Here is a 16,203-nt window from a genome sequence, read left to right as displayed (position 1 = left end):
ACCATGAGCTTTCTTGACAGCAAAGTGCCTCGGTACCTTCAATTGGCTGACCTCATGCGCCAGCGCATCACGCGCGGCGAATGGCCAAAAGATCATAAGCTTCCCACGCTGGAAGATCTGCTGGACGAGTTTGGCGTCGCGCGGGCCACGGTTCGGCAAGCCCTTGACGTGTTGGCGCGCGAGGGGCTCGTGTCCCGACAACGCGGGCGTGGCACCTTCGTAACGAAGCAGCCCAAGACCGATCGGTGGATCAACGTCGTCACATCGCTCCAGGATCTGTCCAATATCTATCGGGACACACAACCATCGATCGTGAATATTGATGAAGCCAGCCGTCTTCCTTTGCTGCACGCCAACGAGGGTACACCTGCACCCCACTATGTCTTCATGAGACGCGTCCACTATCGCGAAAGCGCAGCCTACTGCGTGATCAATATCTATCTTGACGAAGACGTATTCAAGAAAGACCCCGCCCGCTTTCGCCAAGAAACAGTAATACCTTTACTGGCATCTATCGGCAACCTCGCGGATGGACACCAGACGCTCACTATCGGGACAGCCGATATGGAAGTTGCCCGCTTGTTGAATTTGCCGTTCAACGCACCGGTTGCGGAGGTGCGCCGCGTGCTCAGAGACGCCGGAAATCGCATCATTTATCTCGCGGAAGTCACGTATCGGGGTGATGCCATCAGGGTCGAAATGGACCTGAAAACCTGATTTGACCAGTTGCATGGCAGCACGCCCTCTCACCCTTTTTCGGGTGATTTTTTGTTGTCCTAAGGTACAGACTACAGTACTATAGGTTCAATCAAAACACTAGGATCGACAAGGAGAGAGACATGAACTTCAAGAAATTTGCCCTGGTACTGCTTACCCCATGGCTTTTCGTAGGTACTGCGGCCTCAGCGGCCGATTACCCAACCCAACCTTTGAACATCGTCGTCCCGTGGCCCGCAGGCGGCCTGGTCGACTTCCCAGCCAGGGCTATTGCGGAGAAGCTGCAAGCAAGCCTGGGCGTGCCGGTGGTTGTGAGGAACAAGCCCGGGGCCGGCGGCATCATCGGTGCCTCCGAAGTGGCTCGGGCTGCACCAGATGGATACACCATCATGCTGACTACCAGTGCACTGAATATGAATGACGCCATACGATCCGATATGCCCTTCGACGTAAAGAAGGACTTTGAGCCGGTCGGCGTGGCAGCCTATACCTCTCTTATTCTTGTAACGGGCCAGAACGGCCCGGACACTGTGGCCGAACTCATTGCCGAGGCGTCGAAGTCTCCAGGCAAACTGAGTTATGCCTCGGCCGGAGCCGGCACCCCGGGTAACTTTGCCGGAGAGATGCTTAAAACGGCTAAAGATCTCGAGATCGTTCACGTACCGTACAAGGGTGGACCGCCCGCCATGATGGACCAGATCGCGGGCTTGATTGATTTCCACTTTGCAAACGCCGCCGTCGCCCTGCCACAACTGGAGGCGAACAAGATCAAGGCACTAGGCGTGGCCAGCATGAAGCGTATGCCACAACTTCCTGAAGTGCCCACCTTGGTGGAACAAGGCGTCGCCGACTTCGACCTGGACCAATGGATAGGGTTTCTTGCTCCCGCCGGAACGCCCACCGCTATTGTTGAACGACTCAGCCAGGAAATCGGCAACGCGCTGCAAGACCCGGCGCTACAGGACTCCTTGCAGCGCAATGGCATGACTGCGGCTCAAGCCCAAACGCCGGGGGCCTTCAAGGACTATCTGCGGAAAGACCTGGAAAAATGGACGACTGTCGCTAAGACGTCAGCAATCAAACTGGATTAAACGATGCGCACGATTTTTGTAATATTCGACTCTCTGGTCCGTAATGCTTTGGAGAGTTACGGCGGAACCTCCATTGCCACACCGAACTTCAGGCGCTTTTCCGAGCGTGCCATTACTTTCGACAATCATTTTGCCGGCAGCTTGCCGTGCATGCCTGCTCGGCGCGACATGCACACAGGCCGCCTTAATTTCCTGCATCGAAGCTGGGGGCCACTAGAGCCGTTTGATCAATCGTTCTCTGAACTGCTGCGCAGCCAAGGCACTTACACGCACCTGATCTCCGATCATTATCACTATTGGGAAGACGGCGGGGCCACCTATCACAACCGTTACTCCTCCTGGGACTTCATCCGGGGGCAGGAATGGGATAAATGGAAGGCCATGGTCAAGCCGCCCATGGAGCGTTTCAAGACGATGTACCACGCCATGCAGCAGCCCGAAGGCGCCGAAGACGGCCGACTGCAGGCCATGATCAATCGTGAGTATGTTCGAGACGAAAACGACTTCTGCTGCCCCCGCTCGTTCGCTTCGGCGTTTGAGTTTCTCGACACCAACCGAGATGCGGATGACTGGCTGCTGCATCTTGAATGCTTCGACCCCCACGAGCCCTTCTTCGCTCCCGCCCGCTTTCGCGAGCAGTACCCCAGCGGATACACCGGCCCCATCCTCGATTGGCCCAGATACAAGCGGGCAGAAGAGAGCGAAGACGAGATAAAAGAACTGCGCTCGAACTACGCAGCGCTGCTGGCCATGTGCGACGAATATTTCGGCAAGCTAATCGATTACCTCGACGAGCACGACATGTGGAAAGACACGGCGGTAGTGTTGACGACGGACCACGGGTTCTTGCTGGCGGAACATGACTGGTGGGGCAAAAACAGAATGCCCTTCTTCAACGAGATCGCGCACATCCCGCTGATCATTCACCATCCTGCCTATGCCGAGCAAGCAGGCACTCGCCGCAAGGCCCTGACGCAAACTACCGACATCATGCCTACCTTGCTGGACTGCCATGGGATGGCGCCGCCGCATACTGTTGAAGGGCATTCACTGTTGCCTGTACTGGCTGAAGACGCCCCCCTGCGCGAGGCCCTCCTATATGGCATGTTTGGCGCTGGCACCAACATCACTGACGGACGCTACACCTACTTTTGTTATCCCGAAGACATGACCCGCCAGATGCTATACGAGTACACCCTGATGCCCATGCATTTAAAGGGCTTGTTCCATGTGGATGAGCTTCGCCAGGCCGAGCTGACGTCAGGGTTCGGCTTCTCGCAAGGGGTTCCATTACTGAAGGTGCCAGCAAGGCGCAACGTAAAGGGACAGCCAGTCGGCCATCGAGGTCAAGGCGGTGGCTATGAAGACACCACGACAGTGCTGTACGACCTGGAAACAGACTACGAGCAGCAGCATCCCTTCCGTGATGAAGCCATCGAGAACCGCCTGCTGACCTCCATGTCAAAGATCATGGAAGCCAACGAGGCGCCAGCAGAGGCGTTTACGCGCCTGGGGCTACCCAGCCCATGGGCCCCCGCCGGTCAGCACTAGGCTTTGGGTGGAGGCCGACTTGCACGACTTTAAAAAATCGTGCATAATCTCGCTTCTTCGCTAGACAAGCCGGTTACGGGGGTATAGCTCAGCTGGGAGAGCGCTTGCATGGCATGCAAGAGGTCAGCGGTTCGATCCCGCTTACCTCCACCAGTCTTACGAAGATCAATTGGTACACAGCAGTAAACAGCGTATTGATATGCTAGAATACGCAACTTGTTTTGTCCTGTCCCCTTCGTCTAGAGGCCTAGGACACCACCCTTTCACGGTGGGTACAGGGGTTCGAATCCCCTAGGGGACGCCAGTTATCGCTGCGGAGCGGTAGTTCAGTTGGTTAGAATACCGGCCTGTCACGCCGGGGGTCGCGGGTTCGAGTCCCGTCCGCTCCGCCAAAAAATTCGAAAATCAAGCGCTTACGAAAGTCGGCGCTTTTTTTTCGTCCCGATTTATATTCCGAAGTCGGGGGTAGTGACGGGAACGATCTAACCTCACACCCTAACGCTCAACCTCGCCCCACAGCTACAAGATCCACACAGACGGTCCGGCTTGCCATAACATACAAAATATTGTATAAATCACGCATGCCGCCGCTTAAGCCTGTCGAGTTCCTCGGAAGTTCACTTGATGATCTTCGTGCCTTCCCGCCCTCTGCCAAGCGCGAAGCGGGTTACCAGATCGATCAGGTGCAGAACGGTTTTGATCCGGATGACTGGAAGCCTATGAACGTAGTGGGCCAAGGTGTCAGAGAAATCCGCGTTCGCGATGGCGCCGGCGCCTTCAGGGTCATCTACATTGCCAAGTTCGCCGATGCCGTCTATGTGATCCACTGCTTCCAGAAAAAGACAGAGAAAACCAACAAGGCGGATATAGATCTGGCCTCGAAACGCTATCGGGACCTACTGCAGGAGCCAAGTAAATGAAAAACGAACGATTTACCAGCGTCTGGGATGCGATCGAAGACACCCACGAAGAAGCAGAAAACATGAAGCTTCGATCAGTCCTCATGACGGCGCTGAAGCAGCACATAGTTCGCGTCAAGATGAGCCAGACCGAAGCCGCCAAGCTTTTTGGCGTGACCCAGCCCCGCGTCTCTGACCTGATGCGCGGAAAAATCAACGTTTTCGGTCTTGATGCACTGGTAAATATGACCGCTGCCGCTGGACTGCACATTGAGATGCGTGTTCTTGAGCCTGCCTAAGGTGAGGCATAGAATTTCGAATCCCTATACAACCTCGCATCTAGCGCTCAGACCTTGCAGGGCTAAGTCACTCAAGGCTTTGGCAGGTGCGGCGCAGCCTTTGGCGATGATATGAACTTTCATGTCGCTGGCTTGCGGAGACAGTGCAGTATGCGTCACACAGTGCTGAGTCATCATGCCGGTAAGATAAATGTCAGTGATGCCAGCGTCGCGCACGATTTGCTCCAAGTTTGTTTTGAAGAAACTGTCAGCCTCGCCTTTTACAACAATGGGTGCATCACCCAACGCGGCAGCAATGGTACTGTGGATTTTCACGCCTTCGGTGTTGGGCTTGAAAGCGGGGCCATCGGGTGAACCGACGTGCTGCACCCCCACAACCAGCCATCCATCGCGCTTCGCTTGCTCAATGGCTTCGACAGCACCTTTGCAAGCTTCGTCGGCATTTTCCAGTGTGAATGCACCGCCAGGAAAGTAGTCGTTCTGAATATCGATAACGATAAGTGCTTTATTCATTGAGTTTCCTTTGTAGCGTTAAAGAACCGGCCTAAACGTTTAGGCAGCTTTATTTCATTAGAACTCCATGGACTGACCATCGTCAGGAACCAATACCCGCTTCCAGTGTTGAATACCACTACGTCTGGCTTATGCTGCTTCAGCGCCTCAACGAACGCTTGCAACGCACACGAGAGTTGCTGGAAAGTACCTCGTTGCCTGTGGAAACTATCTCTGACGCGGTCGGATTTCAAACCCTACTTCGCTGCGTCAGCACTTCAAGCGCAGAAACCAGATAAGTCCCAGAGAGTGGAGACGAACCTTTGGATGCGGCTGAACATCCCATAACGCGTGAATGGACTGATAGACATTGCACCCGGTACGGTGGACATTATGCGTCTAGTCAAATATCTATGCTATTAATAAAAGATTAGTCGCACGCGATTGGTATTGCCATGCCTTCAGCCATTGTCCTGCACCGAGCCGGCCCCCCCTGGGAACCTGAAATTTGAGCAGCTCAACGTTCGAGGCCCCTTGCCTGGGGAGATTCGGCTTCGGCATACCGCCGTCGGCGTGAATTTCCACGATATTTACGTCCGTTCAGGTCTGTATCAGACGCTGGCTCTACCAGGGATTCCGGGTATCGAAGGGGTCGGAGTCGTCACTGAGCTGGGAAGCGAAGTCAAGCACCTGGACGTTGGCGACCGTGTCGCCTACATTTACCTAGGCTACGGCGCTTATTCGGAAGAACGAACGTTGCCCGCCGGGGCAGCGATTCGGCTACCTGCTGGCATTGACGACCACCTTGTCGCTGCCACCTTGCTCAAGGGCCTCACCGCGCAGGTTCTAGTGCACGAGGTTTACGTCGTTAAGTCGGGTGACTGGATACTGGTCCACGCGGCTGCGGGGGGTGTTGGCTCCTTGCTAAGCCAGTGGGCCAGCCACTTGGGCGCCCGGGTCATTGGCACGGTTGGGGCAGAACATAAAGTGGAGCTCGCGCAGCGCTATGGATGCAGTCATGTTATTCAGTATAGGCAAGAGGATTTTGTCGCCCGGGTTAAAGACATTACGGGCGGCGAAGGCGTCCAGGTAGCGTACGACGCCGTTGGCAAGGACACTTTTTCTGGGTCACTGGCATGCTTGGCGCCGTGTGGTCATTTGGCCAATTATGGACAAGCGTCGGGCATCGTGCCGCCGTTTGAAGTATCGGCCTTATTCGCTCGGTCCAACTCGCTGTCCCGACCGAACGTATTCCAGCACCTGCGGACTACCGAGAAACTGCACGCCGCAGCAGCGACGCTTTTCAAAGCGTTAAACGATCAGATCTTGCAGCCGGGCCACATCACCACGTTCGACCTCGCCGATGCAGCGCAAGCGCATCGTGAAATGGAATCCCGGTTCCGACAAGGGTCTGTGATACTCACGATATAGAGGAAGACCAGGGACTTCAAGTCGGCGCGGCACACTTTTCCGATAGATCGCGACAGTTGGACTCCGGAGTAGCGGGAATGCACGTAGCCATCGCGATTGCAACGTTGAAAGACATCCTCGCAGCACTCAATGCGCATGATCTTCTGGAGTTTCACAATGGAAAGATCGTCAAGAAGGACTCGTACTGGAAAATAATCCAGAAATGAACCAGGGCCGTGGCGCAAGATGCAGCCGCTGACTACACCCGACGGCCGATACATCGTTGTTCGCGGACGCCTTTGGCGCGCAAGCAACCCGAATCTGTCCGACACCGAGCGCAGTGCGCTGGTGCATGCGCTATCAAGCGCTCGGCGCGATGTGAAAGCAGCCCTCCGGCAGCAAGACCGGGCAAGCCTTGCCGCCGCTCGAAACGCCGTCCACCAAGCGAAAGTTGCGCTCGGCGAGCGTGGCGCGCCGTGGTGGAAAGATGGTGCCAAGGACTTCAACCGACACATGATCAAGAACAGCCCCTATGCGCAGTGGTATGAAGAAGTAACAGCAGCCAGTTAAATCGCTTGCCTGATTGCTTCTTATGCGGCAACGGCGTAACAATGCAATATTGCGCACAACCGTTCCGATGACATCAAGTCAGCCAAGGAGCATACGGTGAAATACATACCCACAATACCAGGCATCTTGTCCGCTGCCGCCGCAGTGCTGCTCATCCCCATTGCGCTCGCACAAGATGCCACCCAGACAGATGGAGATAAGTACAAGGTCGTGCTGGAAAACGAATGCGTCAGAGTGTTGGAGTATCGCGATCAGCCGGGCGACAAGACACAACAGCACCGTCATCCAGCGTTCGTTCTATACGCTCTAAGCCCGTTCGAACGGACATTGACCCTTCCCGATGGCAAGGTGCTGCGACGCCAGTTCAAGGCGGGCGAGGTCATGTGGTCGGAGGCGCAAACACATATTGGAGCAAATGTTGGCCAAACAGCCACACATGTTCTCATTACTGAATTGAAGAGCAGCCCTCAAGGCAACCAGGGGTGCACCAAACGTTGACGGTAAGGCGCCCCGCAACACGGTAGTTGCGAGGCGCCTTATTTTCGGTTCCGAGCTTAAGCGCCGTTCTGCTGAACCTCTCTGTTGGCGTCGATAACAGTCAGCGCGGCCATATCGATAATGCGCCGCACCGACGAACTTGTTGTCACGATATGCACAGGCGCATTGGCGCCCAGCAGGAAGGGTCCCACAGCCACATTGGCGCCAGCCGTGGTCTTGAGCAGGTTGTAGGCGATATTGCCGGCGTCCACGTTGGGACAAACAAGCAGGTTGGCCGAACCGGTCAAGCGCGAATTGGGCAGAATGCGCCGACGCAAGGCTTCGTCCAGTGCGCAGTCGCCGTGCATTTCGCCATCGATCTCCAGGTCGGGCGCCTGCTCCAACACCAGCTCCATCGCCCTGCGCATTTTCTCGCCCGATGCCGAACTGCCTGAACCAAAATTGGATCGCGACAGCATCGCGACCTTGGGCACAAGATTGAGCCAGGAGATCTGCTGGGCCGCAGCCAAGGTGAACTCTGCGATCTGCTCCGCCGTGGGGTGATCATTGACGTGGGTGTCGACCAGCGCCACGGTTCTTTCGTCCAGCAGCAGGATGTTCATGCCAGCGTATGTCTGCGCACCAGGTTTGCGCCCGATGACTTCATCGACGTATCGCAAGTGATCGTGATAGCCGCCCACGGTGCCACAGATCATGCCGTCGGCATCGCCCAGGTGCACCATCATGGCGCCGATCAAAGTCAGACGACGGCGCATTTCGACGCGCGCCATTTCCTTGGTCACGCCGTGCCGACAGCGCAGCTCCCAGTAGGTGGTCCAGTATTGGTGGAAGCGATCGTCGTATTCGGGGTTGGTAACCTCAACGTCCTGGCCCAGACGCAGCCGTAAGCCGTATTTCTCGATGCGGGACTGCAGCACCTGCGGGCGCCCGACCAGTATGGGACGGGCCAGCTTTTCGTCGACGATAACCTGCACGGCGCGCAGCACGCGCTCTTCTTCGCCTTCGGAGAAGACGATGCGCGACTTGCCGCCCTCGCGCACCATCTTTCTGGCGGCGGTGAACAGCGGTTTCATGAATGCGCCGGAGTGGTACACAAACTGCTGCAATTGATCGGCGTAGGCCTGCAGGTCGGCCAGTGGCCGCGTGGCAACGCCGCTTTCCATGGCTGCCTGGGCGACCGCCGGCGCGATGCGCACGATAAGGCGCGGATCAAACGGTTTGGGAATCAGGTATTCGGCACCAAACGAAATATCGTAGGTGCCGTAAGCGGCAGCCACCACTTCGTTCTGCTCTTCTTCAGCCAGGCCGGCAATGGCGAGCACGGCCGCCTTCTCCATCTCTCGCGTGATGGTGGTGGCGCCGACATCCAGCGCGCCGCGGAAAATATACGGAAAGCACAGAACGTTGTTGACCTGATTGGGATAGTCGGAGCGGCCGGTGGCCATGACGACGTCGTCACGCACCGCATGGGCGTCCTCTGGGAGGATCTCCGGGTGGGGGTTGGCCAGCGCCAGTATCAAGGGTTTGTCAGCCATGCGGGCCACCATGTCGGGCTTCAGCACGCCGCCAGCGGAAAGGCCCAGGAAGGCATCCGCGCCGTCTATCACTTCGCCCAGCGTGCGCAGGGCGGTATCTTGCGCGTAGCGTTCTTTCTTGGGGTCCATCAGCACCGTGCGCCCCGTGTAGACCACGCCTTCAATGTCCGCTACCCAAATGTTTTTCAGCTGCACGCCCAGATCGACCAATAGGTCCAGGCACGCCAGGGCCGCGGCGCCTGCGCCCGACACGACCAGTTTGATATCGGCAATGTCTTTGCCCACCACCTTCAGGCCGTTGATGAAGGCAGCCGAGACCGTGATGGCCGTGCCATGCTGGTCGTCGTGGAATACGGGGATGTTCAGCCGCTCGCGCAGCTTGCGCTCGACCGTAAAGCACTCGGGCGCCTTGATGTCTTCCAGGTTGATGCCGCCGAAAGTGGGCTCCAGCCCGGCAATGATCTCGACCAGCTTGTCCGGATCGGTTTCATTGATCTCGATGTCGAACACATCGATGCCGGCAAACTTCTTGAACAGCACCGCCTTGCCTTCCATCACCGGCTTGGAAGCCAGCGCACCTATATTGCCCAAGCCCAACACCGCCGTGCCGTTGGTGATCACCCCAACCAGGTTGCCGCGCCCGGTATAGCGAAAGGCATTCATGGGATCAGCCGCGATTTCTTCACAAGCCGCCGCCACCCCCGGCGTATAGGCCAGCCCGAGATCGTGCTGCGTTACCAGCGGCTTGCTCGCGGTAACGGAGATCTTCCCGGGGTGAGGAAATTCGTGGTAGTCCAGGGCTGCTTGGCGATCGGTCGTGGCGCTCATGTGTGTCTCGAAGGTAAGGGGCTGGGGAGGTTGAGGCCATTCTAACAAGCATCCATAACCTAAATATTCTTGTTCACTATCGCTGAATAACCCTACAGTTATAATGCGCCATGGAAACCTTGAATCCACAGGCCACCATACATCGGCTGACTCAGCGCCTGAAGATGCGCCACCTGGTGCTGCTGCTCCGCATCCAGCAGCACGGCTCGCTTACGCGTGTTGCCGACTTCATGGCTACCAGCCAGCCAGCCGTCACCAAAGCGCTGGCTGAACTGGAAGCAATGTTCGGCGCACCGCTATTCGACCGCTCGTCGCGGGGGATGACGCCTACCGCACTGGGACGCGTGGCCTTGAAGCGAGCCGAAGCCATGCTGCACGATCTGGATCACCTGGCGCGCGACATGCAGGCGGTGGCCTCCGGCCATCACGCCCACTTGAATGTCGGTGTAACGCCCTTTCTGTCGGGCAGCATCCTGGGCAGCGCAGTGCGCAATGCGGTCAGCGACCCTCTCGAACCCTTGATGCTGACGCTGCATGAGGGCAGCAGCGAGTATCTGCTGCAGCGGCTGCGCGACCACAGCCTTGATGTCGCGATCTGCCGCGCCTCGGCGGCGGTCGACATTGAAGGCCTGGCCTTCGAGGTATTGTTGCACCAGCAGCCCCGGCTGCTGGCCAGCCGGCGCCTGGCCGCGCAACTGGCGCGCCGCCAACTTAGTTGGCCAGCCTTGCGGGACCTGCAATGGATACTGGGCACGGAAGGCACCTCGGTCAGGCAGCAAGTCAGCAACATCTTTCTGCAAGAGGGAATCACGCCACCCCTGCCTGTGGTCGAAAGCGACTCGACCATGATCGTCGGCGACATCCTCGTCGCCAATGAAAATGCCATATCCATCATGCCCTCGGACATTGCCGCTGAACTGGTGCGCATCGCTGGGGTAGCCATAGTCCCCTACACCTTTTACTGGACCTTGCCACCTATCGCCCTATACACCCGGCTGGAAGATCCGCAAAGGGAAGCCGGCACGCGGTTTGCCCAAGCTCTGCGCAAGGCCTTCCCCGGAGGCCATCAACGCGAGGCCGGCCATGGGCGCTGATCGACAAGAAGAACTGGAAGCTGTCTTTAACAATGCGATCTATATCGTTTATGCCCCGGAGGGTGAGCTACGCTTGCGGATAGGCGAGGACGCCCCAGCGCTGCGCCAACTATTGCACAAGCACGGAACAAACAGGGCGGCGATTATCACTGCTCATAACCCCGAGGCTCGTAGGCAAGGCGCGGCCGCCAACCAGGCCGCTCAAGCTCGGCTGCTGCACCAGGCGGAGGAACTGCAACTGCCCTTGCTACATGGGCACAATCGCGCCGAACAGGGGGATGGCCCGGTAGAACCGACAGTTGTCATACTGGGAATTGAGCACCAGGATGCCTGCAAACTCGCACGCGACTTTGATCAGGTGGCGCTGGTATACATTGGCGAGCACGCCCCCGAAGTCGTTTGGCTCTAGCGCCGTTACTTCTGCTAACCATAATTCTGTCTGCAGAGTTACCTCGTCCAGCGGGTGCATTTTTCGCAAATAACGCAATATTAGAAGACGTTGACGAAACTTCCGAGATTTTAGAACCGTTTTAGCCAAACCGCATCCTTGCCTTGCGCGCTTACGCTCTCTACCATTCCCGAGCTACTGCAACAAAGAGGAATGGAAATGATTGCAACCAACGTCGCCCGTATGCGGGACAAAGACCAATGGAATATAGAAGATATCCTGGCGCTATATGACTTGCCGCTGATGGACTTGCTATTGCGGGCGCAAACCACGCACCGCGCCCACCATGCGCCTAACGCGGTGCAACTTTCCAGCCTGCTTTCGATCAAGACCGGCGCCTGTCCGGAAGACTGTTCCTACTGTCCACAATCGTCGCGCTACGACACTCCGGTCCGCGATGAGCCCCTGATGCCTCTGGACGAGGTGTTGGCAGCAGCAAAAAAAGCAAAAGACAGCGGCGCGCAGCGTTTTTGCATGGGCGCCGCCTGGCGGTCTCCCACTGCCAGGCAATTGGACCATGTCATCGAAATGGTGTCGGCCGTGAAAGAGATGGGCCTGGAAACCTGTGTAACGCTGGGCATGCTTAAGGCTGGACAAGCCGAGCGCCTGCGCGTGGCGGGCCTGGACTACTACAACCACAACCTGGATACCGCGCCCGAATTCTACGGAAACATTATTTCGTCGCGCAGTTATCAAGACAGGCTGGACACCCTTGATCGGGTCAGGTCGGCAGGCATCAAGGTTTGCTGCGGCGGCATCGTGGGCCTGGGCGAGTCGCGTCGGCATCGTGCCGGCTTGCTGGCTCAGTTGGCCGGCCTGTCGCCCCAGCCCGAGTCGGTACCCATCAACAATCTCGTGAAGGTCGCCGGCACACCCCTGGAAAACGAAGCCGATATCCCGACGTTTGAGTTCGTGCGCACCGTGGCCGTCGCTCGTATCGTGATGCCTAAATCGGTTGTCCGCTTGTCCGCCGGACGCGAAAGCATGAGTGACGAGACGCAGGCCTTGTGCTTCATGGCGGGCGCCAACTCCGTCTTCTATGGCGATCATTTACTGACCACCGGCAACCCGCAAGTCGAGCATGACCGCATGCTGTTCGACACCCTGGGCCTGACTCACTAGTACGACTTCCTTCTCCTACCGGACCTTGAACCTGCCATGTATACCCTAGTGATCAGTATTGCCTGCAGTGTCGCCGTATCGATCCTGCTTAAAATCGCACGCCGCCAGCAAATTCAGGTTGACCAGGCCATTGCCGTCAATTATGTGGTCGCTGCCGCGCTATGCGTCGCTATTCTGCAGCCACAGCCGTCCGCCCTGCTCGCCCCCGGCACGCCGTGGGGCGTGCTGATTGCCTTGGGAGTGCTGCTGCCCACCATCTTCCTGGCGATGGCCGGTGCAGTACGGCATGCCGGCATCGTCCTGAGCGATGCCGCACAACGCCTGTCGTTGTTTCTGCCGCTGATTGCAGCCTTTGTGCTGTTTAGCGAGACGGTATCAGGCAGCAAACTGGCCGGCATCGCCGTTGCCCTGGTGGCACTGGGCGGCCTGCTCTACCGTCCGCGCCCGCAGGAGGCAGGCGCTACTACCGGCAAGACAGTGGGGTTCCTGCTGGCGGTCTGGCTGGGTTACGGCACCATAGACATTCTGTTCAAGCAACTGGCCAAAAGCGGTGCTGGCTTCACCAACAGCTTGCTGGTGTCCTTCGTGCTGGCCGGGATCGTTATCTTTACCTACCTGATTGCCCGACGCAGCGTATGGACCAGGCGTAATGTCGTGGCAGGCGTGGTACTGGGCCTGCTGAACTTCAGCAATATCTATTTTTATATACGGGCCCACCAGGTGTTTCCAGAGAACCCCACGCTGGTATTCTCGGCCATGAACATCGGCGTGATTTCGCTAGGCACCTTGGTGGGCGCCGGCTTCTTCCGCGAAAAGCTATCCTGGATCAACGCGGCGGGTATCGCCCTGGCCATTACCGCCATCGTCATCCTCATCCCCCGCTAGGCCCGCGTCAACAGCCACCGGCGCCGCGTCGGGGTCGTCTTCTTCCACAGGCGGCTCCGCTTCTTCGACGGGCTCGAAAGAGACGTCATGCTCTACATCTACACGCGGGTCCAAAGCAGCCACCACGTTAGAACTTTGCAGGCTGTCGGACATGGCCACGAAGTGAGTCGGCGCGTCTTCGGTAAGGTTGGCGCCTGTAACGCGCTGCGGTCGTATGACCAGCACCAGGATAGCGGCGCATACCGAGACAAAAACAAAGTACATGCTGGAATCGAGCTCGCGCATGAGCAGACCGGCCACCAACGGGCCGACACACGCCCCCAAGCCATAGACCATATACAGAATGGCGCTCAGCCCAACGCGCCGTTCCTGTTCGACGTTATCGTTGGCGAAGGCGGCGCCCAAGGGATAAAGCGTGAACTGCAGGGCACCAAAAGCACACGAAAAAGCCACCAGGGCCGTGAAGGAGAATGTCCAGCCCCAACCCCACAAGGGCACGGCCAGCAGCAGCAATACCATTGCGCTGATCCGGATCATCAGCACACGGTTCATGCGGTCGGCAAGCCAGCCCAGCGGCCATTGAGCCAGCAGGCCAGTGGCCACAGACGCCGCCAGGAAGACAGCCACCTGGCTGTTGCTTAAGCCCTGATGCAGCGCGTAAACGGGCGCCAGGCCATAGAAGGCGCCTGTCAGCGTCCCGGCAACAAACAGCACTGTCAAGGACAGGGGGACCCTGGCCATGTAGTACTTCACTTGCAACGGAGCAGGCAGTTGCAGGGCCGGGTGCAGGCGCCGCGTAAGCGCAATGGGCACCAGGCATAGCGCCGAGCACATTGCGGCGAAAATCAGCGGCCGGTAATCCAGTGTAGGAAATAAGGTAAGGGATAGCTGGCCGAGCACGGTGCCGCAACTGGAAAACACCATGTAAAAGGCGAAAACACGGCCACGTTGATGGTTCTCGGTTTGCTCATTCAGCCAGCTTTCCAGCACCATGAATTGCGTCACCATCGCGATGCCGGCAACAAAACGAAAGCCCAACCAGGTCCAGAGGTTATCCACCAGCGCCAGAACCAGGACTGTGATGGTGACGATGGCAGCCGTCGCCGCATAGGCGCGTATATGGCCCACCCGAATGATGATCTTGTGCCCGATGCGCGCGCCGAACACCAGGCCCAGGTAATACACCGCGATCAGGCCGCCCACCCACACCTCGGACACGGACTGCGAGGTCAGCCGCAGGCCCATGTAGGTATTGAACAGCCCGGAACCTGCGAGGAGCAACAAGGTGGCCAGGTAAAGCGAGAAAAACGCGCCTATCATTTGCACCATGGCAGATACCCGGGTAAAGACATAAAAAAGTTCAGGAATCCAATTGCGTCAACATGGTCTGCGCGTCGCTGACCTCGAATTGCCCGGGCTTCTCGATATTCAGCATCTTTACGACGCCATTGTCGATCAGTGCTGAATAGCGCTGCGAACGTACGCCCATGCCGCGCGCAGACAGATCCAGTTCCAGCCCCAGCTTGCGTGTCCACTCGGCGCTGCCGTCGGCCAGCATGCGTACCCGTCCGTTCACATTCAGATCACGTCCCCAAGCCCCCATGACGAAAGGATCGTTGACCGACACGCAGCAGATTTCATCGACGCCAGCGGCCTTGAGCGCCTCGTACTGCTCGACGTAGCCCGGCACATGCTTGGCCGAGCACGTAGGGGTGAAGGCCCCGGGCACCGCGAACAACGCCACTTTCTTGCCGCCGAACAGCTCGGCAAGCGACACATTGGTCGGACCCACCGGGCACGACTCAGTAGCTGTGTCGATGTACTCGCTCAGGGTGCCGTCCGGCATTTGATCACCGATTTTTATGGACATCGCGCTCTCCAGGTAGAAAAGTCAATAAAGGCGCCGCGAACGGCGCCAGGAAACCCTAATCATACGACTATCAGGCTACACCACCGCGACAAGGGTCCGTGTCAGCTCAGGCGCATTGCGTATATGATAGTTAATCACCTGCCCTGCAATCGTTTCCACATGAGCAACGCCACTATGGACAACCCCGTACTCACGCACATCGACGAATCCGGCCAGGCCCGTATGGTGGACGTCAGCAATAAAACAGCTACCGCCCGTACGGCAGTTGCTGAAGGGCGCATCCGCATGAGTTCGGAGGCCTATGCCCTGCTGTCTGCACAGCAGAACGCCAAAGGCGATGTGCTCAACACCGCGCGTATTGCGGGCGTGCTGGCTGCCAAGCGCTGCGCCGACCTCATTCCCTTGTGCCACAGTCTGCCGCTCAGTTTTGTGGGCATCGAATTTTTCACGAACGACACCGACTACACGATTACGGTGCGCGCCACCTGTCGCACCGATTACAAGACCGGCGTCGAAATGGAAGCCATGACTGCCTGCAGCATCGCGGCGCTTACCATTTACGATATGTGCAAGGCGGCCGACAAGGGCATCGTGCTCGAGCAGATAAAGCTACGCTATAAATCAGGAGGTAAAAGCGGTGAATGGCGCAACGACGATTAAGGTGAGGTACTTCGCCCAAGTGGCAGAGCTTACGCAAGTTCGGGAAGAAGACTGGCCCTTGCCGCAAGCAATCAGCGGCACGCAATGGCTGGCCGCCCTGGCGCAGCGCTATCCACAGCTCGGTTCGGTCAGTCGCCTGAAACTTGCCATCAATCAATTTCATGTAGCGCAAGACACCGTCATACAGCCGGGCGATGAAGTCGCCGTGTTCGAACCCGTTACCGGGGGCTAAGA

Annotated in this window: 19 protein-coding genes and 3 tRNA genes; 18 read left to right on the top strand and 4 right to left on the bottom strand. The window is 57.7% G+C overall.

Features of this window, described 5'->3' with window-relative positions:
• Positions 1–3 precede the first annotated feature (3 nt).
• The 8 genes from CKA81_RS00835 (at position 4) to CKA81_RS00800 (ending at position 4,557) form a co-directional block, all read left to right on the top strand.
• Positions 4–717, top strand: coding sequence for a GntR family transcriptional regulator (locus tag CKA81_RS00835; RefSeq protein ID WP_128353596.1), 714 nt, complete (start codon positions 4–6; stop codon positions 715–717).
• 122 nt (positions 718–839) lie between these two features.
• The gene (locus CKA81_RS00830) at positions 840–1,808 is read left to right on the top strand and encodes a Bug family tripartite tricarboxylate transporter substrate binding protein (protein ID WP_128353595.1); all 969 of its coding nucleotides are present in this window, start codon (positions 840–842) and stop codon (positions 1,806–1,808) included.
• A gap of 3 nt (positions 1,809–1,811) precedes the next feature.
• Positions 1,812–3,359, top strand: a complete 1,548-nt coding sequence (locus CKA81_RS00825; RefSeq protein ID WP_128353594.1) for a sulfatase — start codon at positions 1,812–1,814, stop codon at positions 3,357–3,359.
• A gap of 77 nt (positions 3,360–3,436) precedes the next feature.
• Positions 3,437–3,512 (top strand) — tRNA-Ala (locus tag CKA81_RS00820).
• A 75-nt stretch (positions 3,513–3,587) separates the two neighbouring features.
• Positions 3,588–3,663 (top strand) — tRNA-Glu (locus CKA81_RS00815).
• Between the two features lie 11 nt (positions 3,664–3,674).
• Positions 3,675–3,751: transfer RNA gene (locus CKA81_RS00810), tRNA-Asp, on the top strand.
• A 189-nt stretch (positions 3,752–3,940) separates the two neighbouring features.
• Entirely contained in the window at positions 3,941–4,279 is a 339-nt protein-coding gene (locus CKA81_RS00805) for a type II toxin-antitoxin system RelE/ParE family toxin (protein WP_128353593.1), read from the top strand.
• Complete coding sequence (locus CKA81_RS00800) at positions 4,276–4,557, top strand: helix-turn-helix domain-containing protein (RefSeq protein WP_128353592.1); 282 nt, start codon at positions 4,276–4,278, stop codon at positions 4,555–4,557. Before CKA81_RS00805 ends, CKA81_RS00800 begins: the two co-directional genes overlap by 4 nt.
• A 24-nt stretch (positions 4,558–4,581) precedes the next feature.
• Here CKA81_RS00800 and CKA81_RS00795 read toward each other — a convergent pair whose 3' ends face one another.
• Positions 4,582–5,070: an isochorismatase family protein gene (locus CKA81_RS00795; RefSeq protein WP_128353591.1), complete on the bottom strand. Its 489-nt coding sequence runs from the start codon at positions 5,068–5,070 to the stop codon at positions 4,582–4,584.
• A gap of 552 nt (positions 5,071–5,622) precedes the next feature.
• On the opposite strand from CKA81_RS00795, the gene CKA81_RS00785 reads away from it, so the two are divergent.
• The 4 genes from CKA81_RS00785 (at position 5,623) to CKA81_RS00775 (ending at position 7,527) form a co-directional block, all read left to right on the top strand.
• Complete coding sequence (locus CKA81_RS00785) at positions 5,623–6,480, top strand: quinone oxidoreductase family protein (RefSeq protein ID WP_237183399.1); 858 nt, start codon at positions 5,623–5,625, stop codon at positions 6,478–6,480.
• Between the two features lie 77 nt (positions 6,481–6,557).
• Entirely contained in the window at positions 6,558–6,686 is a 129-nt protein-coding gene (locus tag CKA81_RS17400; protein ID WP_257791476.1) for a hypothetical protein, read from the top strand.
• Between the two features lie 19 nt (positions 6,687–6,705).
• Positions 6,706–7,029 carry a hypothetical protein gene (locus CKA81_RS00780; RefSeq protein ID WP_128353590.1) on the top strand — a complete coding sequence of 108 codons (324 nt, stop codon included), beginning with the start codon at positions 6,706–6,708 and terminating at the stop codon, positions 7,027–7,029.
• Between the two features lie 96 nt (positions 7,030–7,125).
• Positions 7,126–7,527 (top strand): cupin domain-containing protein, encoded by a 402-nt coding sequence (locus CKA81_RS00775; protein ID WP_199287557.1) that lies wholly within the window; start codon positions 7,126–7,128, stop codon positions 7,525–7,527.
• A 56-nt stretch (positions 7,528–7,583) separates the two neighbouring features.
• Here the strand turns inward: CKA81_RS00775 and CKA81_RS00770 are convergent, their stop codons facing one another.
• Positions 7,584–9,890 carry an NADP-dependent malic enzyme gene (locus CKA81_RS00770; RefSeq protein ID WP_128353589.1) on the bottom strand — a complete coding sequence of 769 codons (2,307 nt, stop codon included), beginning with the start codon at positions 9,888–9,890 and terminating at the stop codon, positions 7,584–7,586.
• Positions 9,891–10,000: 110 nt separating this feature from the next.
• Between CKA81_RS00770 and CKA81_RS00765 the strand changes: the two genes are divergently transcribed.
• From CKA81_RS00765 to CKA81_RS00750, 4 genes are all read left to right on the top strand, one after another.
• Positions 10,001–10,984 (top strand): LysR substrate-binding domain-containing protein, encoded by a 984-nt coding sequence (locus CKA81_RS00765; protein WP_128353588.1) that lies wholly within the window; start codon positions 10,001–10,003, stop codon positions 10,982–10,984.
• Positions 10,974–11,393, top strand: a complete 420-nt coding sequence (locus CKA81_RS00760; protein WP_128353587.1) for a DUF3293 domain-containing protein — start codon at positions 10,974–10,976, stop codon at positions 11,391–11,393. Before CKA81_RS00765 ends, CKA81_RS00760 begins: the two co-directional genes overlap by 11 nt.
• Positions 11,394–11,591: 198 nt before the next feature.
• The gene (gene bioB, locus CKA81_RS00755) at positions 11,592–12,554 is read left to right on the top strand and encodes a biotin synthase BioB (protein WP_128353586.1); all 963 of its coding nucleotides are present in this window, start codon (positions 11,592–11,594) and stop codon (positions 12,552–12,554) included.
• A 36-nt stretch (positions 12,555–12,590) separates the two neighbouring features.
• A complete protein-coding gene (locus CKA81_RS00750; RefSeq protein WP_128353585.1) occupies positions 12,591–13,439 on the top strand; it encodes an EamA/RhaT family transporter in 849 nt (282 codons plus the stop codon).
• Here the strand turns inward: CKA81_RS00750 and CKA81_RS00745 are convergent.
• Together CKA81_RS00745 and CKA81_RS00740 are read right to left on the bottom strand one after the other, a co-directional pair.
• Positions 13,371–14,768, bottom strand: coding sequence for an MFS transporter (locus CKA81_RS00745; RefSeq protein WP_128353584.1), 1,398 nt, complete (start codon positions 14,766–14,768; stop codon positions 13,371–13,373). The genes CKA81_RS00750 and CKA81_RS00745 overlap by 69 nt on opposite strands.
• A 31-nt stretch (positions 14,769–14,799) precedes the next feature.
• Positions 14,800–15,309 (bottom strand): peroxiredoxin, encoded by a 510-nt coding sequence (locus tag CKA81_RS00740; RefSeq protein ID WP_128353583.1) that lies wholly within the window; start codon positions 15,307–15,309, stop codon positions 14,800–14,802.
• Between the two features lie 159 nt (positions 15,310–15,468).
• On the opposite strand from CKA81_RS00740, the gene moaC reads away from it, so the two are divergent.
• Both moaC and CKA81_RS00730 read left to right on the top strand, forming a co-directional pair.
• Positions 15,469–15,969 carry a cyclic pyranopterin monophosphate synthase MoaC gene (moaC, locus tag CKA81_RS00735; RefSeq protein ID WP_128353582.1) on the top strand — a complete coding sequence of 167 codons (501 nt, stop codon included), beginning with the start codon at positions 15,469–15,471 and terminating at the stop codon, positions 15,967–15,969.
• Positions 15,947–16,201: a MoaD/ThiS family protein gene (locus CKA81_RS00730; protein ID WP_128353581.1), complete on the top strand. Its 255-nt coding sequence runs from the start codon at positions 15,947–15,949 to the stop codon at positions 16,199–16,201. The genes moaC and CKA81_RS00730 overlap by 23 nt, the downstream gene beginning before the upstream one ends.
• The last annotated feature ends 2 nt before the right edge of the window (positions 16,202–16,203 follow it).

The organism is Pollutimonas thiosulfatoxidans, assembly GCF_004022565.1.
GTDB classification, from domain to species: domain Bacteria; phylum Pseudomonadota; class Gammaproteobacteria; order Burkholderiales; family Burkholderiaceae_B; genus Pusillimonas_D; species Pusillimonas_D thiosulfatoxidans.
This window is presented reverse-complemented; position numbering and strand designations above follow the sequence as displayed.

Coding starts and splice junctions, on each gene's coding strand:
- CKA81_RS17400 (WP_257791476.1), top strand. CDS start 6,558: ATGCACGTAGCCATCGCGATTGCAACGTTGAAAGACATCCTCGCAGCA.
- CKA81_RS00835 (WP_128353596.1), top strand. CDS start 4: ATGAGCTTTCTTGACAGCAAAGTGCCTCGGTACCTTCAATTGGCTGAC.
- CKA81_RS00740 (WP_128353583.1), bottom strand. CDS start 15,309: ATGTCCATAAAAATCGGTGATCAAATGCCGGACGGCACCCTGAGCGAG.
- moaC (WP_128353582.1), top strand. CDS start 15,469: ATGAGCAACGCCACTATGGACAACCCCGTACTCACGCACATCGACGAA.
- CKA81_RS00800 (WP_128353592.1), top strand. CDS start 4,276: ATGAAAAACGAACGATTTACCAGCGTCTGGGATGCGATCGAAGACACC.
- CKA81_RS00750 (WP_128353585.1), top strand. CDS start 12,591: ATGTATACCCTAGTGATCAGTATTGCCTGCAGTGTCGCCGTATCGATC.
- CKA81_RS00760 (WP_128353587.1), top strand. CDS start 10,974: ATGGGCGCTGATCGACAAGAAGAACTGGAAGCTGTCTTTAACAATGCG.
- CKA81_RS00765 (WP_128353588.1), top strand. CDS start 10,001: ATGGAAACCTTGAATCCACAGGCCACCATACATCGGCTGACTCAGCGC.
- CKA81_RS00780 (WP_128353590.1), top strand. CDS start 6,706: ATGCAGCCGCTGACTACACCCGACGGCCGATACATCGTTGTTCGCGGA.
- CKA81_RS00795 (WP_128353591.1), bottom strand. CDS start 5,070: ATGAATAAAGCACTTATCGTTATCGATATTCAGAACGACTACTTTCCT.
- CKA81_RS00805 (WP_128353593.1), top strand. CDS start 3,941: ATGCCGCCGCTTAAGCCTGTCGAGTTCCTCGGAAGTTCACTTGATGAT.
- CKA81_RS00770 (WP_128353589.1), bottom strand. CDS start 9,890: ATGAGCGCCACGACCGATCGCCAAGCAGCCCTGGACTACCACGAATTT.
- CKA81_RS00825 (WP_128353594.1), top strand. CDS start 1,812: ATGCGCACGATTTTTGTAATATTCGACTCTCTGGTCCGTAATGCTTTG.
- bioB (WP_128353586.1), top strand. CDS start 11,592: ATGATTGCAACCAACGTCGCCCGTATGCGGGACAAAGACCAATGGAAT.
- CKA81_RS00745 (WP_128353584.1), bottom strand. CDS start 14,768: ATGGTGCAAATGATAGGCGCGTTTTTCTCGCTTTACCTGGCCACCTTG.
- CKA81_RS00830 (WP_128353595.1), top strand. CDS start 840: ATGAACTTCAAGAAATTTGCCCTGGTACTGCTTACCCCATGGCTTTTC.